20 protein-coding genes, 2 tRNA genes and 1 riboswitch are annotated in these 21,548 nt (G+C 53.3%); of the genes, 5 read left to right on the plus strand and 17 right to left on the minus strand.

Translation table 11 applies throughout. The features are described 5' to 3' along the window. Nucleotides 1-199: 199 nt before the first annotated feature. Entirely contained in the window at nt 200-640 is a 441-nt protein-coding gene (locus EH198_RS11250; RefSeq protein WP_124695641.1) for an ASCH domain-containing protein, read from the minus strand. Between the two features lie 244 nt (nt 641-884). After that, a riboswitch (cyclic di-GMP riboswitch) is annotated at nt 885-971 on the minus strand. A gap of 325 nt (nt 972-1,296) precedes the next feature. Beyond that, nucleotides 1,297-1,509: a hypothetical protein gene (locus EH198_RS24350; RefSeq protein WP_148091498.1), complete on the minus strand. Its 213-nt coding sequence runs from the start codon at nt 1,507-1,509 to the stop codon at nt 1,297-1,299. A gap of 27 nt (nt 1,510-1,536) precedes the next feature. Here EH198_RS24350 and EH198_RS11255 point away from each other — a divergent pair, with 27 nt between their 5' ends. The 3 genes from EH198_RS11255 to EH198_RS11260 all read left to right on the plus strand — a co-directional run bounded on the left by EH198_RS11255 (nt 1,537) and on the right by EH198_RS11260 (nt 2,437). Further along, the gene (locus tag EH198_RS11255) at nt 1,537-1,845 is read left to right on the plus strand and encodes a hypothetical protein (RefSeq protein ID WP_124695642.1); all 309 of its coding nucleotides are present in this window, start codon (nt 1,537-1,539) and stop codon (nt 1,843-1,845) included. A gap of 30 nt (nt 1,846-1,875) precedes the next feature. Further along, nucleotides 1,876-1,995, plus strand: a complete 120-nt coding sequence (locus EH198_RS25540; RefSeq protein ID WP_465264403.1) for a twin-arginine translocase TatA/TatE family subunit — start codon at nt 1,876-1,878, stop codon at nt 1,993-1,995. 280 nt (nt 1,996-2,275) lie between these two features. After that, nucleotides 2,276-2,437 (plus strand): aspartyl-phosphate phosphatase Spo0E family protein, encoded by a 162-nt coding sequence (locus EH198_RS11260; RefSeq protein ID WP_221621514.1) that lies wholly within the window; start codon nt 2,276-2,278, stop codon nt 2,435-2,437. 347 nt (nt 2,438-2,784) lie between these two features. Here EH198_RS11260 and EH198_RS11265 read toward each other — a convergent pair. From EH198_RS11265 to lspA, 13 genes are all read right to left on the minus strand, one after another. Beyond that, nucleotides 2,785-2,858, minus strand: a tRNA-Ile gene (locus EH198_RS11265). 53 nt (nt 2,859-2,911) lie between these two features. Then, nucleotides 2,912-2,988 (minus strand) — tRNA-Met (locus EH198_RS11270). An 82-nt stretch (nt 2,989-3,070) separates the two neighbouring features. Beyond that, the gene (locus EH198_RS24625; protein WP_179036473.1) at nt 3,071-3,235 is read right to left on the minus strand and encodes a hypothetical protein; all 165 of its coding nucleotides are present in this window, start codon (nt 3,233-3,235) and stop codon (nt 3,071-3,073) included. A gap of 202 nt (nt 3,236-3,437) precedes the next feature. After that, nucleotides 3,438-4,079 carry an orotate phosphoribosyltransferase gene (pyrE, locus tag EH198_RS11275; RefSeq protein WP_124695643.1) on the minus strand — a complete coding sequence of 214 codons (642 nt, stop codon included), beginning with the start codon at nt 4,077-4,079 and terminating at the stop codon, nt 3,438-3,440. Further along, on the minus strand, nt 4,076-4,810 hold the full coding sequence (gene pyrF, locus EH198_RS11280) for an orotidine-5'-phosphate decarboxylase (RefSeq protein ID WP_124695644.1): 735 nt from the start codon (nt 4,808-4,810) through the stop codon (nt 4,076-4,078). Before pyrF ends, pyrE begins: the two co-directional genes overlap by 4 nt. A gap of 132 nt (nt 4,811-4,942) precedes the next feature. Beyond that, on the minus strand, nt 4,943-8,164 hold the full coding sequence (carB, locus tag EH198_RS11285) for a carbamoyl-phosphate synthase large subunit (RefSeq protein ID WP_124695645.1): 3,222 nt from the start codon (nt 8,162-8,164) through the stop codon (nt 4,943-4,945). A 4-nt stretch (nt 8,165-8,168) separates the two neighbouring features. Next, nucleotides 8,169-9,347 (minus strand): glutamine-hydrolyzing carbamoyl-phosphate synthase small subunit, encoded by a 1,179-nt coding sequence (gene carA, locus EH198_RS11290; protein WP_124695646.1) that lies wholly within the window; start codon nt 9,345-9,347, stop codon nt 8,169-8,171. Nucleotides 9,348-9,470: 123 nt separating this feature from the next. Next, nucleotides 9,471-10,751, minus strand: coding sequence for a dihydroorotase (locus EH198_RS11295; RefSeq protein ID WP_124695647.1), 1,281 nt, complete (start codon nt 10,749-10,751; stop codon nt 9,471-9,473). 98 nt (nt 10,752-10,849) lie between these two features. After that, on the minus strand, nt 10,850-11,758 hold the full coding sequence (locus tag EH198_RS11300; RefSeq protein WP_124695648.1) for an aspartate carbamoyltransferase catalytic subunit: 909 nt from the start codon (nt 11,756-11,758) through the stop codon (nt 10,850-10,852). Between the two features lies 1 nt (nt 11,759). Beyond that, the gene (gene pyrR / locus EH198_RS11305; protein ID WP_124695649.1) at nt 11,760-12,341 is read right to left on the minus strand and encodes a bifunctional pyr operon transcriptional regulator/uracil phosphoribosyltransferase PyrR; all 582 of its coding nucleotides are present in this window, start codon (nt 12,339-12,341) and stop codon (nt 11,760-11,762) included. 365 nt (nt 12,342-12,706) lie between these two features. Beyond that, nucleotides 12,707-13,960: an LL-diaminopimelate aminotransferase gene (locus tag EH198_RS11310; protein ID WP_124695650.1), complete on the minus strand. Its 1,254-nt coding sequence runs from the start codon at nt 13,958-13,960 to the stop codon at nt 12,707-12,709. Nucleotides 13,961-14,092: 132 nt separating this feature from the next. Next, complete coding sequence (locus tag EH198_RS11315; protein WP_185702851.1) at nt 14,093-15,058, minus strand: RluA family pseudouridine synthase; 966 nt, start codon at nt 15,056-15,058, stop codon at nt 14,093-14,095. A 2-nt stretch (nt 15,059-15,060) separates the two neighbouring features. Continuing rightward, nucleotides 15,061-15,567 (minus strand): signal peptidase II, encoded by a 507-nt coding sequence (gene lspA / locus EH198_RS11320; protein ID WP_124695652.1) that lies wholly within the window; start codon nt 15,565-15,567, stop codon nt 15,061-15,063. Nucleotides 15,568-15,777: 210 nt separating this feature from the next. On the opposite strand from lspA, the gene EH198_RS11325 reads away from it, so the two are divergent. Beyond that, on the plus strand, nt 15,778-16,506 hold the full coding sequence (locus tag EH198_RS11325; protein ID WP_124695653.1) for a TraR/DksA C4-type zinc finger protein: 729 nt from the start codon (nt 15,778-15,780) through the stop codon (nt 16,504-16,506). Nucleotides 16,507-16,875: 369 nt separating this feature from the next. Beyond that, on the plus strand, nt 16,876-17,238 hold the full coding sequence (locus EH198_RS11330; RefSeq protein WP_124695654.1) for a hypothetical protein: 363 nt from the start codon (nt 16,876-16,878) through the stop codon (nt 17,236-17,238). A 171-nt stretch (nt 17,239-17,409) separates the two neighbouring features. Here EH198_RS11330 and EH198_RS11335 read toward each other — a convergent pair whose 3' ends face one another. Both EH198_RS11335 and ileS read right to left on the minus strand, forming a co-directional pair. Further along, the gene (locus tag EH198_RS11335) at nt 17,410-17,799 is read right to left on the minus strand and encodes a DUF5665 domain-containing protein (protein ID WP_221621515.1); all 390 of its coding nucleotides are present in this window, start codon (nt 17,797-17,799) and stop codon (nt 17,410-17,412) included. Nucleotides 17,800-18,015: 216 nt separating this feature from the next. Then, entirely contained in the window at nt 18,016-21,105 is a 3,090-nt protein-coding gene (gene ileS, locus EH198_RS11340) for an isoleucine--tRNA ligase (protein WP_124695655.1), read from the minus strand. Nucleotides 21,106-21,548: the final 443 nt, after the last annotated feature.

Below are 21,548 nucleotides of genomic sequence, written 5' to 3' on the forward strand. Positions count from 1 at the left end.
GTAATAATAACAAGAAGAATGAAGAGAACCAGAATCGCTCCCGTCGAAGTCCAAGGACCCATTACCGGTCCAACATTTGCTCCACCAACATCTCCGCCACAACCACAGCTACCACCCATGATCAAATACCTCCTCTGGAATAGAGTTCAACATAGGATATGTCATAGGAGACTATAAGGTATGGGCGGAACGAAATTGATCATTTATTCCCCTCCCAATTCCAGAGCCCCTGCATCCCCTTGGCCGGAATCGGCTTCGGCAGCAGCCGTACGTCCGTTAGCTCCCAGGCGAAGCGGCCTGCATCAAACAATCCGAACGCATTTTCCTTGTCGCCGATGGCGATGGACTGCGAAGGGCTTTCCAGCTTAACCTCACCGCCGCAGCCCTCGATGACCTGAAGGCAATCGGCCAGCCTGCACACCGCCACCACAGACCCTGTCGGCAAGTTATTCACCGTGTACCCGTGCTTTGCGAGCACGCTGCGGAATGGCTCTTTCTGGCAGATGGCCTTATCCACCTTCTTCCCGGCATGAATGGCGATGGAGTCACGGTGCTTTGTGGCCCAGCTGCGTGTTTCGAATTTCTTCTCTCCAAGAGCGATCAAAGTGGCCCAAGGCTGCCATATCGTGATACACCGCATGACAAACAGCTCCTCTGTAACTTCGTTAACAAAAGGAAAAAGCACCTAAAATAGGTGCCTCTTTTTGCTTAAGCATTAAGTTTTCTTTTATGATAACCAATCTTGCTGAATATCTTCGACCTCACATTCTCACACATACAATCTTCAAGTATAACTTCATTAAATCCCAACCAAAAAGAATGCCAATACTTTCCCATACTTTTCCTCCTTCATTTCACATAAATCAACGGGAGGTGCGATTTTATTCGGGAGCTGGCTGACATACGGATTTCTCCACTTAGTCCCTTTAGCTTTGCGTCACTGATTTTCATCAGTTTTGCCTTTATCGTACGATTTATGTGATTATGTATATAGGAATATTTTAGCATAGAAAAAATAATTTATACAACGGTTTTAAGTAATTTCGTCCTATACTTCATCAATTTCAACACATCACGGGTCATGCCGAACCATTCCTCATATCCCCGGCAATAATAACGGTGGTAAATAACAAAACATATACGGCAGTAAGATATAGTCGCGGAGCATCGTGCGCTTCTCACTTGTGATAATCTTGTTTGCTGCTGGACTGCTGTACATACTGCTCGGCATGCTCCGTCAAAATCAATTTGGATATCCAACGTTCATTGCCGTCAAGCTTGCTCATAGGTGCCTCCTTAACCAGCTGCCTGACTGAACGGCCGCCAAGCCAGCACACTGGCCATCAGAAACACCCGCTGCGCGCCAGTAGTTAGACCCGTCGCCCGGATGCGGCCGTCATTGATTCCATTGACCTCAATACAGGAACAGAATTTGATGGCTCTATTAACAAAAAGATTTGAGCAAGCATAAAGTGTGGTATAGAAGATGCGCCAATTATCCTTTTTCAAGATAAAGCTTAGGAGGAAGGGAGAATCATGGCTCCTCTCGGAAAACGTAAAAATTCAAGTTCCACAAAGAAAACCACAGCTTCCGTCCTAAAGGAAAATAAAGGGCTTGAATTAACCGTGGCCGCGCTTTTGTTGACCGGAAAGCTTAAAGTCGATTCCGTACAGTTGTACACTGATGCCTCCCTATTCGTCAGTCTGGTAGGCAAATTCAAAAAATTAAGTGATTTAAACGACAGCAATGTCGAAAAGCTGGTTAACTTCATGAATGATAACGGCGGCTTAACACTGAACGATTTTATGGAAGCATTAAAAAAGAAAACCGGGAACAACAAATAAAATAATTTTCACAAAGAAGGTGGGCAACAGATGAGCGACTTCGACGGAGAAAGTTTTGCCGGAAACATTCTTCTTATTATCGTTATTGCTTTGCTTGTTTTTGGATCAACGGATATCGAGGACTTAACCGGCGCTCCATCTTCATCTTGAACAGATAGCAGTAATCCTTCCGGACAGCTGGTACGGCTGAAATCAAAATAACCCCGCGGGCTTGATGCCTGACGGGGTTATTTGTAAGAAAGTGGAGGATTTGTGCGGACAATATCGAATTATATATAAGCAAATTTGCAACTACCCGAAGAGATCCGATGTGGATTGGATCGTTGAAACCTACTTCTTGCCGAATGGTCTTGGACTGGATATCCGCAACACGGTCGCTGTGCACGGCGGGCGTACAACATAAATATACGGATTATAGGAGCTGTTCGACTTGGAGGAAATAGTCCTAAGGATCGAAGAACTCCGGTTGGAATTGAACAAACTATCCGCATATAAACGCCTAGCCGACCCGGAGATCATCAAGGCAAGCCAGGAACTGGACGAAGTATTAAATCAGTACAATATTTTACTACAGAAAAGAGCCACAAAATAAGAAAAGGGACCTGCTGGCGCAATGCCGCAGGTCCTTCGTTTCGCATATTACTTCTTTGGTAGCGGCATTCTGAACTCAAACTCTCCGCATATAATACGCATCTGCGGTCTTAACGCTCACCCGGCGTCCACCGCTGAAGATATACAAGTCTACAGCTTCTATTCCTCTACGGGCAAGTTTAACAAACAGGACAAAGGCATAGAAGCCGCTCGAATCTGTGGATTAATAACTCGCGTTAGCAAATCCGTTAGCAAATCGATTTTCCTAATCAGTTCCGCTGCCTTTTCCTCTCATAAAAAGACTTCTAGACAGCAAAAAACCCTTGCTGCGCAAGGGTTTCAGTGAAGTGGGCCCTGAGGGACTCGAACCCCCGACCAATCGGTTATGAGCCGACCGCTCTAACCAACTGAGCTAAGGGCCCTGATCAAATATCCGTATACAATAATAGCTGTTTGAATTTTCCGTTAAATAAGTTGGTTGCGGGGGCAGGATTTGAACCTGCGGCCTTCGGGTTATGAGCCCGACGAGCTACCGGGCTGCTCCACCCCGCGTCAGTAATCATATTCAAACAGCGACAATAAATAGTATACATCACAACATGATGTTAAGTCAAGGACTGACCGCTAATCTTTTTCAGGGAAGAAAACGGACACCGTATTTTCCTTTGCGCGAACGGTAAATTTCCACCAGCTGCGGATCATGGTAGCCATAAATCCAGCCATCCTGTTCGAGCCGCTTGGCCAGACAGCCAGCTTGAAACCTTGTTCTGAACAGCTTGGCGAAATAAACCCAGTTCATGATGCGCTCTGCCCCTTCCATAAAAGATGTTCAAGTCCTCTTCGATTGTTAGCTTGCCCATTTTAATAAAAAACTTGCGGCACCCGTTCAAGTTCTACGGAATAGCACAATCACGTGACCGGATGAAATTAATGATTAAAACCGCCCATTGCTGGACGGTTTTAATACAAGTTGTATTATCATGCGCTTCAAGTAAACAATATTATTTCCCGAATACGGATGGATCGCGTCTCCACGACTGCAACAGCTCTACATCTTCCGCTGCGATTTTGCCTTGACCCAGCGCGACGTCGATCAGAGTGCTGTAATTGGACAGGCTTTGCAGCGGAATTCCCGCTTCTTCGAACGTGTTAGTCGCACGGTCCAGTTCATAGCTGAAAATCGCCAGTACCGCAAGCGGTTCGCCTCCCGCTTCCTTCACAGCCTGCGCGGCTTTAAGCGAGCTTCCTCCGGTAGAGATCAGGTCCTCGACTACGATGACCTTTTGACCGGGGGAGATAATGCCTTCGATCTGGTTCTGTTTGCCATGTCCTTTAGCCTTATCACGGATATAGGCCATCGGCAGATTCAGCTTGTCCGCTACCCAGGCGGCATGAGGAATGCCGGCGGTTGCGGTTCCGGCGATAACCTCTGTGCCGGGATATTCGGCCGCGATCAATTCCGCGAACGCGTCGGCGATGTAGCTGCGGATTTCCGGGTACGAAAGGGTAAGGCGGTTATCGCAGTAAATCGGGGACTTGATGCCCGATGTCCACGTAAAAGGCTCCTGCGGGCGCAGGGCGACCGCTTGGATCTTCAATAAGTAAGCGGCAATTTGTTCACTTCTATTCAGCAATGGGCTCACGCTTGGATCATCTCCTCAATTATATGCTCAGCAGCCTGACGCGGGTCTTGAGCTGCCGTTATAGGCCGTCCTACGACCAAAAAGTGGCTTCCCTGCCGGATCGCCTGTCCCGGCGTCATGACGCGGCTCTGGTCGTCCAGCGAAGATCCGGACGGACGAATGCCGGGGGTCACGGTACGGAATGCAGGGCCGCAGGCTGCCGATATGGCAGCGGCTTCCATAGGCGACGCCACAACGCCGTCCAGACCGGCTGCAGCGGCGAGCTTTGCGTACCGCACGACCGTATCCGGCACTTCGCCGGGAATGCCGATCTCGCCGTTCATGACGGCCTGGCTGGTGCTGGTAAGCTGGGTCACCGCAATAACAAGCGGACGGGTTAGCGCAGGGTTATTGCGCAGGGCCGCATCGATGCCTTCCCTTGCGGCTGCCATCATGGCCGAACCGCCGGATGCATGTACGTTGAACATATCGACGCCAAGGGCGGTCACGCTCTCGGCTCCGCCTTTTACCGTGTTCGGGATATCATGCATCTTCACATCAAGAAATACGGAGTAGCCGAGGGATTTTAGCTCTTTGACAAAATCCGGACCGGCGGCGTAGAACAGCTGCATGCCAACCTTCATATAGCACGGAATGCCTTTCAGCTTGGCGATCAGTTCCTTCGCCTGCCCGGCATCCGGGTAATCAAGCGGAATCATCAGCCGGTTGGCCATGCTCTCCCACTTCTTCATAACAACACTCCTTCGCTGGATATGTGAAAAAGCTCTCGATCTTTCTCGCCGCAAAGGCCCAGGCACAAAGCGGAACGGTCTGCGAGATGACGCAAACCGTTCCTGATATTCCTTATGCCTAACGCACTTTTCTTATTGTCCCACAAAAGCAGGCATCGACTGCGAGGAGAAGTTGATCGTCTCCAGCATGCGCAGCAGCGCCGTTACGGTATCAAGCGACGTCATGCAGACGATGCCGTTCTCGACCGCTTCGCGGCGGATAAGGAAGCCGTCGCGCTCCGGCGTCTTGCCCTTCGTGAGCGTGTTGAACACGAAGTTCGCCTGGCCGCTGCGGATAATGTCGATAATGGTCGGCTCGCCTTCGCCGAGCTTGTTGACGTTCATGACGTTGAGGCCCGCATTTTCCATGGCAGCCGCGGTACCGCCCGTGGCGATAATCTTATAACCCAGACGGTGGAAGCCCTTCATCAGCTCGACCGCTTCCGCTTTGTCCTTGTCGGCCACGGTTATGATAATCGATCCGGTCGTCGGGATTTTCATTCCCGCGCCGATCAAGCCTTTATACAACGCCTTCGCGTACAGTCTGTCGCGGCCCATGACTTCGCCGGTCGATTTCATTTCCGGACCCAGCGTCGGTTCTACTCTACGCAGCTTGGCGAACGAGAAGACCGGCACTTTGACGGAGACGAAGTCGCTCTCCGGCCACAGGCCTTCGCTGTACCCTTCGTCCTTCAGCTTGCCGCCGAGAATAACCTTCGTTGCCAGATGGGCCATCGGAATACCCGTCACCTTACTGAGGAACGGTACGGTACGCGACGAACGCGGATTTACTTCGATCACGTAAACCTCGCCCTTGTAGATGACAAACTGGATATTAACCAGTCCGACCGTCTTCAATTCTTTGGCGATCTTGATCGTGATCTCCGAGATTTTGCTTTTCAGAGATTCTTCCAGATGCTGCGGAGGATATACCGCGATGGAGTCGCCGGAGTGGACGCCCGCGCGTTCCACATGCTCCATAATGCCTGGAATAACTACGGTTTCACCGTCGCAGATAGCGTCGACTTCAACCTCTTTGCCCAGCATGTAACGGTCGATCAGCACAGGGTGGTCCGGGTTGACCTTAACCGCCTCTTTCATATAAGTCAGCAGTTCGTTATCCGAATAGACAATCTCCATCGCCCGTCCGCCAAGCACATAGGAAGGACGCACCAGAACCGGATAGCCGAGCGACTGGGCCGTACCTACAGCTTCTTCCACCGTCGTTACGGTGCTGCCCTGCGGCTGCGCGATATTGAGGCGCGACAGCAGTGCTTCGAACCGCTTGCGGTCTTCCGCCTCGTCAATGCTTGTAAGGCTTGTGCCAAGAATTTTCACGCCTTCTGCGCTGAGCGGCGCGGCCAGGTTGATCGCCGTCTGTCCGCCGAACTGTACGATGACGCCGATCGGTTTCTCCTGCTCGATGACGTTCATCACATCCTCAAAGAACAGCGGTTCGAAATAGAGCCGGTCGGAGGTGTTGAAGTCGGTGGATACGGTCTCCGGGTTATTATTGATAATGACCGCTTCGTATCCGGCCTTCTGGATGGCCCAGACGGCATGCACCGTAGAGTAATCGAACTCAATGCCCTGGCCGATACGGATCGGGCCGGAGCCAAGAACAACCACTTTTTGCTTATCGGATGGAAGCACTTCATTCTCGGTTTCGTAAGTCGAGTAATAGTATGGCGTAGTCGCCTCGAATTCGGCCGCGCAGGTGTCAACCATCTTGTAGACGGGCTTAAGTCCCTGCTCAAGGCGCAACGTCCGCACCTCGGCTTCCTTCGTCTGCTTGCCTCCAGGCTGGCCTTCGGCCCGCAGTTCGGCAATGGCGCGGTCGGTAAAGCCAAGACGCTTCGCTTGGTACAGCGTTTCCGGCGTCAGGCTCTCTTCTTCGCGAATGCGGTCCTCGAAGCCGATCAAGCCTTCGATCTTATCGAGGAACCACCAGTCTACCTGGGTAATATCCTGAATCTCCTGAAGCTGATATCCGCGGCGGAACGCTTCCGCAATCAGGAAGATGCGCTCGTCGTCCGGCTTCGCCAGCCGGGTCTTCAGCACTTCGTCCTCAAGCAGTTCCGCTCCTGCCAGCTTGAAACGGTGAACACCAATCTCCAGCGAACGGATCGCTTTGTGGATCGACTCCTCGAAGGTGCGGCCGATGGCCATCACTTCGCCGGTTGCCTTCATTTGCGTGCCGAGCTTGCGGTTCGCATGCGTGAACTTGTCAAACGGCCAGCGCGGGATTTTGCTGACGATATAATCGAGCGTTGGCTCGAAGCAGGCATAAGTCTGCCCTGTAACCGGGTTGACGATTTCATCGAGCGTGTAGCCGAGAGCGATTTTGGCCGCCATTTTGGCAATCGGATAGCCAGTAGCTTTCGAAGCCAGCGCCGACGAACGGCTGACACGCGGGTTAACCTCGATGACATAGTATTGATAGCTCTGCGGATCGAGCGCGAACTGCACGTTGCAGCCGCCTTCGATATTCAGCGCGCGGATGATCTTAAGCGAGGCGCTGCGGAGCATTTGGTATTCACGGTCGGACAGCGTTTGGCTTGGAGCCACAACGATACTGTCGCCGGTATGCACGCCGACCGGGTCAAAGTTCTCCATGTTGCAGACCACGATGCAGTTGTCGTTCGCATCGCGCATCACTTCATATTCGACTTCCTTCATGCCGGCGATGCTCTTCTCGATCAGGCACTGGCCGATCGGGCTGTAGCGGATGCCGGCTTTGACCGTCTCGCGAAGCTCTTCTTCATTCGCGCAAATCCCGCCGCCGGTACCGCCAAGCGTGTAAGCCGGGCGGACGATCAGCGGATAGCCGATCTCCACGGCGAACGCCAGCGCTTCTTCCAGCGTCGTAACAATCGTGCTATCCGGCACGGGCTGTTCAAGTTCGCGCATCAGGTCGCGGAACAGGTCGCGGTCTTCCGCTTTCTCGATGGAATGCAGTTGGGTGCCGAGCAGCTTGACGTTCTCCTGCTCCAGCACGCCGGCGCGCGCCAGCTCGACGGCCATGTTCAGGCCGGTCTGACCGCCAAGTGTTGGCAGCAGTCCGTCGGGACGCTCCTGGCGGATAATTCCGGTGACGAAGTCGAGCGTAATCGGTTCGATATATACTTTATCCGCCATGTTCGTATCGGTCATGATGGTGGCGGGGTTGCTGTTGATCAGAATAACCTCGACGCCTTCTTCTTTCAGCGCCTGGCAGGCCTGCGTTCCGGCGTAGTCGAATTCGGCCGCCTGGCCGATCACAATCGGTCCGGAGCCGATCACGAGTATCTTTTTAAGCTTATCGTTCTTAGGCATTCTATTAGTAAGCTCCTTTCACGGCTTCAAGCTGCTGTTTCGGGGTTGGCGCCGCGATCCGCGCGTTCGCCGCAAGCTGGGCTTGACGGGAAATAGCGGGAGTACCACGCTTGTGCTCCGCGATCATATCCAGAAAACGGTCGAATAAGTAGCTGCTGTCATGCGGTCCCGGAGCCGCTTCCGGATGGTACTGCACCGAGAAAGCGGGGTAGCGGGTGTGCTTCAGCCCTTCAATCGTCTTGTCGTTATTGTTGATATGCGTAACTTCAAGCTCCGTACCGTTTACGGACTCTTCGTTTACGGTGTAACCGTGATTCTGCGACGTAATGTAGCAGCGTCCGCTCTCCAGCTCTTTGACCGGATGATTGCCGCCGCGGTGTCCAAATTTAAGCTTCTCGGTATCCGCGCCGCAAGCCAGCGCAAACAGCTGGTGTCCGAGGCAGATCCCGAAGATCGGGTATTCGCCGAGCAGCTCGGAAATGGTCTTAACGGCGTATGGCACGTCTTTGGGGTCCCCGGGACCGTTGGACAGCTGGATGCCGTCCGGGTTGATGCGGCGGATTTCGTCAGCCGTAACGTTATGGGGAACGACGATGACATCGCAGCCGCGGTTGTTCAGTTCGCGCAGAATTCCCGTCTTGGCGCCGTAGTCCACGAGCACGATTTTTTCCTTGGTTCCGGGACTGCTGTATGCGCTGGCGGTTGAAGTGCGGGCTACCTGGTTGCGCAGCTCGGCGATCGATGTATCATTCATCATTTCCATCAGCTCTTCCACCGGCTTGGTCGAAGTGGTCAGGATAGCCTTCATCGTGCCATAGTGGCGGATGATGCGTGTCAGCATCCGGGTATCGATGTCGCTGATGCCCGGAATGTCGTACTCTTTCAGCAGGTCGTCGACGCTGTATTCGGCGCGCCAGTTGCTCGGCACCGTCTCATGCCGGCGCACGACGAAGCCGTGCACGAAGGGACGCACGGACTCAAAATCATCACGCGTAATGCCGTAATTCCCGATCAGCGGATAAGTCATCGTGACGATTTGCCCGCAGTACGAAGGATCGGACAGCACCTCCTGGTATCCCGTAATCCCCGTATTAAAAACAACCTCGCCAGTCTTCTCGCCCTCTGCGCCGAATGCGGTGCCGGTAAACAGCGTTCCGTCCTGTAGCAGCAATCTAGCCTGCATTCCCTTCCACTCCCTCTTCATTCTGTAGTTTCAAACTGTATATTTCCTGTTTCGCCGGAGTGTCCCGCTTCGCTTGTTAAGCTTATAAGGCCTGAAGCCCGCTTCGTTCTTCCGGTTCGATTCTTATTCTTCACTCCATACAACCCTGCCGTCCGTAATCGTCATCACCGGCCAGCCCTTAAGCTTCCATCCCGTAAACGGCGTGTTCCGCCCCTTGCTGGCGAAGCTTTCCGGGTCGACTTCCTTCTCCGTCTCCAGATCGATGAGCGTCAGATCCGCCGGAGCTCCAGGCTCCAGCACACCGGTGTTCAGACCGAACACGCGGGCCGGATCGGCGGTCATTCTCTTGACCAGCAGGGAAAGATCCATCTTGCCGGCGGCGACAAACTTCGTATACATCAGCGGAAAAGCAGTCTCGAATCCGACAATGCCGAACGGTGCGGACTGCATCCCTTTGGCTTTCTCTTCCGCGCTGTGCGGCGCGTGGTCCGTCACGATGATATCGATGGTTCCGTCAAGCAAAGCTTCAATGCAGGCATCCACATCGCGGCGCGAGCGCAGCGGCGGGTTCATTTTCCAGTTGGCGTCAAGGCCCGGGATGTCTTCTTCCGACAGCAGCAGATGATGAGGACAAACCTCGGCGGTTACACGGATGCCGATTTCCTTGGCCTGGCGAATCAGCCGCACCGACTGCTCCGTGCTGACATGGCACACATGGTAATGTACGCCTGTCGCTTCCGCCAGCAAAATATCCCGGCCGACATGAATCGCTTCCGACTCGTTCGGAATGCCCTTCAGCCCGTGCTTGCGGGCAAAGCTTCCTTCGGCCACCGGCGCTCCCACAACCAGCGAGTTATCCTCGCAGTGTGCGATTACCGGCATATCCATCTTCGCGGCGATATTCATCGCATCCTTCATCATTTGAGCCGTCTGAACGCCTACGCCGTCATCCGTAAAGCCGATGGCTCCGGCTTCCTTCAGTACGGCAAAATCCGTAAGCTCCTGTCCCTGCTGACTCTTCGTGATCGCGGCGTAAGGCAGCACCTTGACCAGTCCGGCCGCGCGGGCCTTGTCCTGAACCAGCTTCACAACTTCCGGGCTGTCTGTCACCGGCTTGGTGTTCGGCATGCAGGCAATCGTCGTAAATCCGCCTTTGGCTGCCGAACGGCTGCCGGTCTCAATCGTCTCCTTATGTTCAAATCCCGGTTCGCGCAAATGCACGTGCATATCGATAAGCCCCGGAGCAAGCAGCTTGCCGGCGGCATCGATAGTTTCCGAACCTTCGGCGATCGTCTCGTTCCCATTCAGAATCGCGGAGATCACACCGTTCTCAATCTGGATATGCTTGCGTTCCAAGACGCCTTCCGCATTCAAAACACTGGCATTTTTGATAATCACGTTCATGCTTCTCCTTTTGCCCGCGACAAGAGCATCCGGGCTCTATCGTTATTATATAATAATAATTCATGTTTGTGTATATTTATTAACTTTATTCAACTCGTTTATCGAATCGCTCTCTCAATGACCGCCATCCGCACCGGAACTCCATTGGACATCTGAGGAAAAATCAGCGATTTGGCGCTCTCGACCACCGCGTCGTCAATTTCGACATTTCGATTAACCGGCGCCGGATGCATAATGACCGTATGCGAATCCAGTTTAGCCGCTCTCTCCTCCGTCAGGCCGAACTGCCGCCGGTACTCTTCCGCAGACTGCAGCATTCCGGAAGCATGCCGCTCCAGTTGTACGCGCAGCATCATGACCACGTCCGCTTTCAGCGCTTCGTCTATCGTGACATAAGGCGCATGTTCCATCAGCTCGGGAGCTTTCATATTCTCCGGCGCGCAGAACTGCACCTTGGCTCCCATCTTCGTCAGTCCCCACAGATTGGAGCGGGCTACCCGGCTGTGCATAATATCTCCGATAATCGATACGGTCAGTCCCTTGATTTCGCCGAAGGTCTTGAGCATGGTGTACAAATCCAGCAGCGCCTGTGTCGGATGCTCGTTGTTGCCGTCGCCGGCGTTAATCAGCGGAATGGATACTTTCTCGGAAAGCTGGGCCAGCACGCCGCTCGGCTTCAGCCGGATGACTCCGGCATCGATGCCCATCGACTCCAGAGTGCGGACGGTATCGTAGATCGACTCGCCTTTTTCCACGCTGGAAGCCGCGGCTGTAAAGTTCAGCACCTGGGCTCCAAGACGCTTCTCCGCCATTTCAAATGAGAAGCGGGTGCGCGTGCTGTTCTCGAAGAACATGTTGGATACAAACCGCGAGGCAAGCACCGAGCTTACCTTCTCCGTATGCTTGTCCCAATACGCCGCTCTGTCCAGTATGGCGGAAATTTCCGTTGCGTCCAAACCTCTCAGCCCAAGAAGACTCCGTTCCTTTACTCTGGTAGCTGTCATCATTTTATTTTGCCTCCCAGTTCGATAGTATGTGCACTTCGTCCGTGCCGTCGACTTCCTTCAGCGCCACTTCAATCGATTCATGCCTCGAGGTCGGAACATTCTTGCCCACATAGTCCGGGCGAATCGGCACTTCGCGGTGGCCCCTGTCGGCTAGAACCGCCAGTTGGATCATCCGCGGCCGTCCGCAGTCCATCAGCGCGTCCATCGCCGCCCGAATCGTGCGTCCGGTGTAGAGAACATCGTCGAACAGGATAATCTTTTTGTCCCGGGTGCCTGAAACGCTGGCGGGAAGGATCAACGTCCCTTTTCCGTTACAATCTCCGTCGTTCGCATTCTTATTCTTCCCCGGTTCCAAATCATCGCGGTAAGAGGTGACATCAAGCTCGCCGCAAGGAACATCAGCGCCCTCAATCTCTTTGATTCGCTCCGCGATCCGCCGCGCCAGATATACGCCCCGGGTGCGGATACCGATCAGCATGCAGTCTTCGATTCCTTTGTTCTTCTCCAGAATTTCATGCGCTATGCGCGAAAGCGCCCGGCGGATTGCCGTCTCATCCATAATGACGTTCTTCTCGATAATCATGCCAGGTTACCCTCCAGGTAATGCGCCGCATCCCCATATCTTTGGTGAAAATCAAAAACTCCTTGCCTGAAGCAGGCAAGGAGTGAAATCCGCAGATTGAAGAAGATTGGCGGGCGCGCAGCAAAAGAGCTCCGTACAGACAGACGGATACCTTCCGAAAAAAGCCGCGAACCTCGATTCACGTTACCTTGCCAGCCTCACGGGACTGATTTAAAGGCGCTATTCATTTATCATTAGAATTATGACAGAATGGGCAGCCAGTGTCAACTCCGGACAACTTCAAAATTCTCAGAGGGTTTCCTCGCAAAAAAAACAACCCCCGAACCCTAAACCGGCACGGAGGCTGCTGCATTCAAAAGCATGGATTAAAATTCAAATTCCACGTCGCTGAGACGGCGTTTGATTTCGGAAATTACGCGCAGTTCTTCTTCTTCGCCCTTAGCGATAAAGGTGACGGAGAAGCGTACGAATGCGCCGGCATCGTCCCAAGGCACGGTCGAGATCAATTTTTCGCGAATCAGATATTGGGAGAAATCCTCGCCCGACTCGAAGCGGCGTCCACCTTTGACTCCTTTTGGCGCCTCCACGTACATGAAGAAAGAACCCTTCGGTTTCTTTGCCGTAAAGCCCAGGCTGTTCAGCGCATCAACCAGCAGATTGTGACGGCGGGAATATTTGGCCGCAATGGCTTCCGTGATTTCCGGATGGGCCAGGCCGTAGGCTGCCGCTTTCTGGATAGCGATAAACTGGCCGGAATCATTGTTGTCCTTCACGTCGCCGAAAGCTTTGACGATCAGCGGGTTGCCGGCTACAAAACCGATTCTCCAGCCGGTCATATTGTACGATTTAGAAAGGGAATGCAGTTCAACACCGACATCCTTGGCGCCCGGAACGGACAGGAAGCTGAGCGGCTTCAGGCCGTCATATGTCAATGCGGCATAAGGGGCGTCGTGAATGACGACGACATTGTATTTCTTGGCCCAGGCCACCACATCGGCAAAAAACTCGGGAGTCGCGCTAGCGCCCGTCGGATTGTTCGGATAGTTCAGGTAGAGCAGCTTTGCCTTGATTGCGATGTCTTCCGGAATGGAGCTCAGGTCGGGGAGAAAGTTATTCTCCTTCTTAAGCTCGACATTGTAGACTTGGCCGCCTAAATATTTCGTATGAGTGCCCAGCACCGGATAGCCCGGAATGGTCATGATCGTAATATCGCCGGGATTGATAAAAGCGGAAGGCAGCATAGCCAGCGCCGGTTTCGATCCGATGGAATGCAGCACCTCGGTAACCGGATCAATGCCGTCGACATTAAATACGTCTTTCAGGTATTTGGCTGCCGCTTCCTTGAAATCGGCAATGCCGTTATCGGCATACCCGCGGTTCTCTTCCTTGGCCGCTTCTTCGGCCAATTTGGCAACGATGCCCGCATCCGCCATTTCGTCCGGCTCGCCGACGCCCATATCGATCAGTTCGATATCGGGAAAATCTTTTTTGGCCGAAGCCTTAGCGCGTTTAATCTTCTCAAATTTATAGATGTTGGTATCCTTGCCGTAGTTCGCTCCACCGATGCGGTCCGCGAAATTGTTCTGGATAAACGTATCCTGATATTGTTCGATACTCATAAAAGTGTTCTCACTCCTGGCTTGTGAAATGTAAGACGGATGAATAAGCACCCAGCTTATTCATTTCCATACTGTTAAATATGACGTAAGAGCCGCTTCAAGACAATGGACAAATCTGCAGTTCATTTGTACTTATCTGCTCCGCAAACGGGCCAGCAGTTCTTCCATATCTCCAGGCAGCGGAGCTGAGAACTCCAGATATTCTCCGGTGGAGGGATGAACAAATCCCAGTACGGCGGCGTGCAGAGCCTGTCCGCCCTCCATGAAGATGCCTTTGCTCCGGCCGTACACGGGATCGCCGACGAGCGGATGACCGATAAATTTCATGTGCACCCGGATTTGGTGGGTGCGTCCGGTCTCCAGCTGCAGCTGCAGCAGTGTACAATCGCCGAACCGCTCCAGCACGGTAAAGTGGGTAACGGCGGTTTTGCTGTTCTTCTCGGTTACCGTATACAGCTTGCGGTCATGCGGGTCTCTGCCGATCGGGGCATCCACCGTTCCTTGGTCATGGGCCACATTGCCTTGAACAACCGCCAAATAGCGCCGGGTCACACTGTGCTCCTTGAGCTGAGCTGCGAGCGAATTGTGGCTGGCGTCGTTCTTGGCGGCCATAATCAGGCCGGAGGTGTCCTTGTCGATCCGGTGCACGATGCCGGGACGGATCTCGCCGTTAATTCCCGACAGGTCCTTGCAATGATACATCAAGGCGTTGACCAGCGTGCCCGAGGGATGTCCCGCCGCCGGATGCACGACCATGCCCCGCGGCTTGTTGACGACAATAACGTCCGAATCCTCGTAGGCGACGTCCAGCGGAATATTTTCCGGGGCCAGCTCCGCGGCTGCGGGCTCAGGCACCGTCACGGAGATCAAATCTTCCGAGAACAGCTTGTAGTTCGCTTTTACCGTCCGGCCGTTTACCGTTACATGTCCGGCTTCGATCCACTGCTGCACCTGGGAGCGGGAAATGTCCTCCTCCCAAGCCTCGGTAATATATTTGTCGATTCGTTCACGGGCGTATTCCTCCTGAACGGTCCAGACAACGACGCCATTTTCCGGGCTCTCGCCTTCCGTCTGTTCATTAAGAGCGTCCTTATCCAATACTATTCATTCCCTTCCTTTGCCTCGCTTGTTTCCTTCACTTCTAATACTTCCGTTTTGCCGCCCCTCATATCCAGGAGGGAATCCAGAATGATGAGCGCAACGCCGACAACAATGCAGGAATCCGCCACGTTAAAGATCGGAAACGTATAGCTGCCGAAATTAAACTGCAGGAAATCGACAACCTCGCCTGTCAAGAGCCGGTCGAGGAAGTTGCCTACCGCGCCGCCAAGCACAAGCGCCAGCGCCAAAGGCAGCAAGCGGCGTGTCTTTCTGACCTTGTTCAGGTACCAGACAATTCCGACCACGACAACGACCGTCACGAGTATGAGGAACCAGCGCTGATTTTGCAGAATGCTGAAAGCGGCGCCGCGGTTGCGGTGCGATGTGATGAGAAAAAAGTTGCCGATTACCGGGATTTGTTCATCGATTTGCAGACGCGAGGAAATCAAATATTTCGTTCCCTGGTCAATCAAAAACATAATGAGCGCGATCAGATAGTACACCACTTCAGCTTGTCACTCCGTTCTTATTTTTCCCGCCCGAAAGCGATCCAAAACATGTATAAAGACTTGTATATTGTAGCACACGCTTCAAGAACCCGTCCATTGACCCCTTCCTTTCGCGGTCTCATCCGGAGCACAATTTGCCAGCGGTAAAAAGCCGGACAACAGGCCAACCTAGTAAGGAAAAAGGCACAAGGAAAGGAGCCGAGACTTATGAATCACCTGACCTCGGAACAGCTTGCCAGCCTGCGCGGCCTTCTTGTCCGGCAGCGGGACGATATCCGGCACAGGCTTAAGGAAAACGAAGATCATGGTCTGGAGGATTCCATGCGGGATATGTCGGGCGAGCTCTCGGAAATCGACAATCATCCCGGCGACGTCGCCACCGACCTGTACCACCGTTCCATGGACATCTCGCTTCAAGAGCGGGAAGAGCTCGAACTAACGGATATTGAGGACGCGCTTCGAGCGATGGATAACGGCACATACGGTATTTGCGCAGCGAGCGGCCAACCGATTCCGTACGAACGCCTGGCCGCCCTTCCCGCCACACGCTACTGTAAGGAGCACAGTCCCCGTCAGGAAAAACCGCATACAAGGCCCGTCGAAGAAGAGTTTCTGACCCCTCCCTTCGGACGGAGCAGCCTCGATGACAAGGAGTATAACGGTTTTGACGGCGAGGACGCCTGGCAGATCGTCGAAAGCTTCGGCACTTCCAATACGCCGGCTATGGCGGAAGGAAATAATATTGATTCCTACAATGATATGGAGATCGAAGCCGACGATCCGGACGGGTGGGTCGAGCCTTGGGAAAATTTCGTCGCCACGGATATGACCGGCAGCCACATCACCATTATGCGCGGCCACCAGTACCAGCAGTATATGGACAGCGGAGAAGGCGACTATTTGCTTGATCCTCACGCCAAAAGAGAGAAGGAGTAGCCGCACGGGCTGCTCCTTTTTCTGTATCCCCATAAACCGTATTAAGCCTATATGACTAATATAGGACTTTAATCCTTCATTTATTCCAATCAAAAGTTTATCAATTCGTCAAATTTCGAGTTATTTATACAATTATATTGACAAAAATAGGTCTAGGAATTTATTGTAAAGGGAGGGAAGGATTATTTTATATGATTTATGGACTAAAAATACACAAAATTCTCGACAGAAAAAGACAAAAGGACCATAGACCATAGTCTTATTTTTCCCTTGAGCCCATGACACCGGGTTTCTTATATACCAAGAGCCCGGTATGGTGATAAATCTTAGGCTCTAATCTTACTTTTATATAACTTGGAGGAATTGTTTATGTCAGCTTACACTATTAATTATGATGAACAAAGAAATCTGATTATCGTAGTGGCCGATAAATTGGATGAAAATGCAGCAGCCGCTTATATCAAAGACTTTGAGGAAATTCTCAAAAAGGTTAAGCCTGGCTTCTCTGGAATCACGGATGTCCGTAAAGCCAAAACCGTCCTCTCGCAAGAAGTAGTAGCCTTGCTCTCGCCTACTATGCAACTTGCAATCAATCGTGGTCTTCGCACGGATAAGAAGTGGGTATATCTTTCCGATAGTCCAATCTTTACTATGCAACTCAATCGCATGTTCCGTAATCAAGTTGAATATAAAGAAACGTATGAAGAGGCTTATACATATTTTAGTTCTTAATTTCTTGTAAAATATAGATCACCTTTATCACTCCGGACAGCGGCCGCTATTGTGGCTTGTTCGGAGTTCTTATTTTTAGATTGGCAAAATGCAGCTTTGCTCATGAAGTATTAGGATAGAACGGCCAACATGCAGACGCTCTGTACACTGGCCGTTTGGGGTCTGGAACTACTAATATGTGTTAAGCTCAAGCTGATGCTGTACGATGCGGACGATATCGGCGATGTAATCCCCTATTATCGGCAGGTTAAGAGCCCCCAGCACCTGAAGCACATAAATAATCGTAGCCGCAAAAAAGGTAAACCCGATTGCGATACCGACGCCGCGCGCGGTTCCCGCCAGCACATTCAGCCATATGAGCCGCCATGGGGAATAGAGCAGCTCCGTATATTCGGAGATCCGGGACTTTTCCATCCGCTGCGCCCATTCGGAAGCCAGCCGATATACCCTATTTATCTTTTCCTTGTCGGAAGGTTCAGGCGGCTCTCCTCCGCGCTCCTGCGGTTTCCAAGATTTTAGGCTTTCCTTCCGATTCGTTCCGCTTTCCTGGTCCTCCTTCATTCAGCGGCTCCCTCCGTCCTTTTGCGCCGCAACGTAAGACGAGCCCGGACAGGAGAGACTGTTGGTCTTCTCTTGCGCTCGGGACTCGTCTTCTTTTTGCGCCGAAATATTCAAGCAGGAATATTCCTCGCATAAACGCCTGCGTTTATACTTCTGACGCTAGTATATGCTTTTTACGGATAGGACATGCACCGCTTCTGGGCGTGATGGAAGTTTTTATCTGATAACGATGCCGATCGTTTTGCCGCCGATGTCCACCGTTTCAGGCGCTTTATTGTTGCTAAAATCGATCGTCGTGACAAGCACATTGTCCCGGAGGACATTTTCGAATGCCGTAACCGCCGCTTTCAGCTCGTCATCGACAATCAAAGTCAGCGCGACGCGCTTGTCAATCGGCAGGTCGAGGCGTTTGCGGTAATCCTGAACCGCCCGCACGATTTCACGCACCCACCCCTCTTGTTCAAGCTCTGGAGTGATTTCCGTATTCAGGGCAACCGTAATTCCGTAACCGGACGCGGACGCAAAGCCCGGCTTGGCCTGCTTGTCGATCAGCAGCTCTTCTGCTGTGATTTGCAGCTCTTCGCCTTCTGGGGAAGTAACGGCAACCAGTCCGTTTTGAACCGCTTCGCGTGTAGCGTCGCTGTCCATCGATTTCAGGAAGCCTTGGATAAAGCCGACGTTTTTGCCGTATTTTTTGCCCGCGACCTTGAGATTCAGCTTCAATGTAAAATCGACAAAGCCGCTGTCGCTCGTCTCCAGCACGATGGACTTGACGTTGATCTCGTCCTTGATGATCTCCTCGTAATCCGCGATGTTAAAACTTTGGCTTATGGAAACGATCAGCTCGGAAAGCGGCTGACGCGTCTTGATTCCGGTTTCGTTGCGGACGTTACGCGCCAGCTCGACGATGTTACGGGCGCTTTCCATGTCTTGCTCAAGCACGGTATCGATCAAGCTCTCGTCTGCTGCCGGATAATCCGCCAGATGCACGCTTTCTCCGCCGCCCAGGTTGACGAAAATATCCTCGGCCAGCATCGGCATAAACGGAGCGACGATCTTCGCCGTCGTCAGCAGTACATGCGTCAGCGTCCGGTAAGCGTCCAACTTCTCTTCTCCAAGACCGCTCCCCCAGAAACGGTCGCGGGAACGGCGGATGTACCAGTTGCTAAGCTCGTCAATAAAGTTCTCGATCGCTTTGGACGAGTTGACGAAGTCGTTGACCGCAAGCCCTTTATCCACTACAAGGATCAGACTGTTCAAACGGGACAAAATCCAGCGATCCAGCTTGTGCCCGGACAGCTTGAACGGATGCTCCGCCGGATCATAGCCGTCAATGCCCGCATACAGCGTCAGGAAAGCGTGGGTATTAACCAGCGTATCGACGACCTTCGACTTGCTCTCGCCAACAATCCCGCGGGAGAAGCGCTTGTTGTTCCACGGCGCGCTGTCGGCCAGGATCGCCCACCGGAACGCGTCGGTGCCGTATTCGTTCATGATATCCCAAGGGTTGATGACATTGCCTTTGGATTTGGACATTTTTTGGCCGTTCTCGTCGAGGATGTGGCCTGTAGCGATAACCGCCTTGTATGGGGCTTTGCCCTTGAACAGCGTTGATACCGCAAGCAAGCTGTAGAACCATCCGCGTGTCTGGTCGATACCTTCGCAGATCATGTCCGCCGGATATTGATCATCCAGCTTATCCGCGTTCTCGAACGGATAATGGCTCTGGGCAAAAGGCATCGAGCCGCTGTCGAACCATACGTCGATCACTTCGGAGGTGCGCACCATCTCCGCGCCTTCCTTGAACGGGCTGCGAAGGCGGATGTTATCCACATACGGCTTATGCAGCTCGATGTCTTCCGGCACATCGCCGACCGCCATTTCTCTCAGTTCGGCGATGCTGTGCGGCGCAAACTCCTTGCCCGTCTCCTGGCAGACCCATACGTTCAGCGGAGTGCCCCAGTAGCGGTTGCGGCTGATATTCCAGTCCACCAGCTCGTCGAGGAACTTGCCGAACCGGCCTTCGCGGACATGGCCCGGATACCAGTCGACGCCATTATTGTTGGCAATCAGCTGATCCTTGATGGCCGTTGTGTTGATGAACCAGCTGTCCGTTGCGTAGTACAGCAGCGGTGTATCGCAGCGCCAGCAGAACGGATAGCTGTGCTCGTATTTCTCCTTGCCGTACAGAAGGCCCTTCTCCGACAGCATCTTGACGATATCAAGGTCGCAGTCTTTCACAAAGCGTCCGGCAAAATCGGTTACCGTATCGGTATATTTACCCGACGTATCCACCACGTTCACGAAGCTGATGCCGTTCTCGCGGCCGGTTTTGTAGTCGTCCTCGCCATGGGCCGGGGCCATATGCACGATCCCCGTACCGCTGGCATCCGTAACGAAGGAAGCGCCGACGATGACATTGCTTCTCTCCGCCTGAATGTAGCTGAACGGAGGCTGGTACGTCTTGCCGACCAGATCGGAGCCTTTCAGCTCTGACAGCACCGTGTGTTCGCCTTTCGCCACTTCTTCCACCAGATTTTTCGCCATGATATAGACGCCATCCTCTTGCTGCACCCGCACATAATCCATATCCGGATTGACCGCAAGGGCCATATGCGCCGGAAGCGTCCAAGGCGTCGTCGTCCAGGCCAGAACATATTCGCCGCTGTCATCCAGCTTGAATTTGGCCGTGGCGCTGAGATCTTTAACCGTCTTGTACCCTTGAGCCACTTCATGCGAGCTGAGTGTTGTCTGGCAGCTCGGACAGTAAGGGCTGACGCGGTGTCCGCGGTACAGCAGCCCTTTCTCATGAACCGTTGCGAGAATGTTCCACACGCTCTCGATGTATGTGTTATTCAGCGTGACGTACGGGTTGTCAAGATCGGTCCAGTACCCGATTGCTTCCGTAAATTCGCGCCACTGTTTCTCGTAGCCGAAGACGCTGTCTTTACACTTTTTGATGAACTTCTCTACGCCGTAGGCTTCGATTTCCTGCTTGCCCGAGATGCCGAGCTGCTTCTCCACGCCAAGCTCGACCGGCAGGCCGTGGGTATCCCATCCGGCCTTGCGCACAACGCGGTAGCCCTTCATCGTCTGATAACGGCCGATGAAGTCCTTGATGACGCGGCCGAGCACATGCCCGATATGCGGAGCGCCGTTAGCAGTCGGCGGTCCTTCGTAGAAGACATAGTTCGGCTTGCCTTCGCGATACTCGATCGATTTGCGGAACGTATTCTCCTCGTTCCACTTCTTTAAGATGCGGACGTCTCTGTCCCGCGCTTTTTCTTTGATGTCTACTTTATGCATATATTCCATTCCTCTCGTGGTTTTGTCTTAAAACCGTTTTCGATCCCCCTAAATCCCCCTTAGCCAAGGGGGACCCCGAGGGCCCGCCCTCTGGACACCCGGAAATTTGTCGAGGCCCAGGGCAGCGGCGGTTTTTTAGCTACTGTCGGCGGGATGCCCGCTTGCCGCAAGCGGCCGCTCTACGTTGGCACCCGAGCCGCGATCCCGTTAGGGCAGCACTCGCGAGGGGCCTCGGCGGGCGGGGCGAAGCCCGCTCGCACTGGGTCTCCCCCAGGCGCCCGAGCCGCGATCCCGTTAGGGCAGCACTCGCGAGGGGCCTCGGCGAGCGGGGCGAAGCCCGCTCGCACTGGGTCTCCCCCAGGCGCCCGAGCCGCGATCCCGTTAGGGCAGCACTCGCGAGGGGCCTCCGGCGGGCGGGGCGCAGCCGCCCGCGTCCATGCGTC

This window comes from Paenibacillus rhizophilus (assembly GCF_003854965.1).
In the GTDB taxonomy this organism is placed as follows: Bacteria; Bacillota; Bacilli; order Paenibacillales; family Paenibacillaceae; genus Paenibacillus_AQ; species Paenibacillus_AQ rhizophilus.

Coding starts and splice junctions, on each gene's coding strand:
- EH198_RS11250 (WP_124695641.1), bottom strand. CDS start 640: ATGCGGTGTATCACGATATGGCAGCCTTGGGCCACTTTGATCGCTCTT.
- EH198_RS11295 (WP_124695647.1), bottom strand. CDS start 10,751: ATGAACGTGATTATCAAAAATGCCAGTGTTTTGAATGCGGAAGGCGTC.
- ileS (WP_124695655.1), bottom strand. CDS start 21,105: ATGCATAAAGTAGACATCAAAGAAAAAGCGCGGGACAGAGACGTCCGC.
- EH198_RS24625 (WP_179036473.1), bottom strand. CDS start 3,235: ATGAACTGGGTTTATTTCGCCAAGCTGTTCAGAACAAGGTTTCAAGCT.
- EH198_RS11325 (WP_124695653.1), top strand. CDS start 15,778: ATGAATCACCTGACCTCGGAACAGCTTGCCAGCCTGCGCGGCCTTCTT.
- carB (WP_124695645.1), bottom strand. CDS start 8,164: ATGCCTAAGAACGATAAGCTTAAAAAGATACTCGTGATCGGCTCCGGA.
- EH198_RS11330 (WP_124695654.1), top strand. CDS start 16,876: ATGTCAGCTTACACTATTAATTATGATGAACAAAGAAATCTGATTATC.
- pyrF (WP_124695644.1), bottom strand. CDS start 4,810: ATGAAGAAGTGGGAGAGCATGGCCAACCGGCTGATGATTCCGCTTGAT.
- EH198_RS11335 (WP_221621515.1), bottom strand. CDS start 17,799: ATGAAGGAGGACCAGGAAAGCGGAACGAATCGGAAGGAAAGCCTAAAA.
- EH198_RS11300 (WP_124695648.1), bottom strand. CDS start 11,758: ATGATGACAGCTACCAGAGTAAAGGAACGGAGTCTTCTTGGGCTGAGA.
- carA (WP_124695646.1), bottom strand. CDS start 9,347: ATGCAGGCTAGATTGCTGCTACAGGACGGAACGCTGTTTACCGGCACC.
- pyrR (WP_124695649.1), bottom strand. CDS start 12,341: ATGATTATCGAGAAGAACGTCATTATGGATGAGACGGCAATCCGCCGG.
- EH198_RS11310 (WP_124695650.1), bottom strand. CDS start 13,960: ATGAGTATCGAACAATATCAGGATACGTTTATCCAGAACAATTTCGCG.
- EH198_RS11255 (WP_124695642.1), top strand. CDS start 1,537: ATGGCTCCTCTCGGAAAACGTAAAAATTCAAGTTCCACAAAGAAAACC.
- EH198_RS25540 (WP_465264403.1), top strand. CDS start 1,876: ATGAGCGACTTCGACGGAGAAAGTTTTGCCGGAAACATTCTTCTTATT.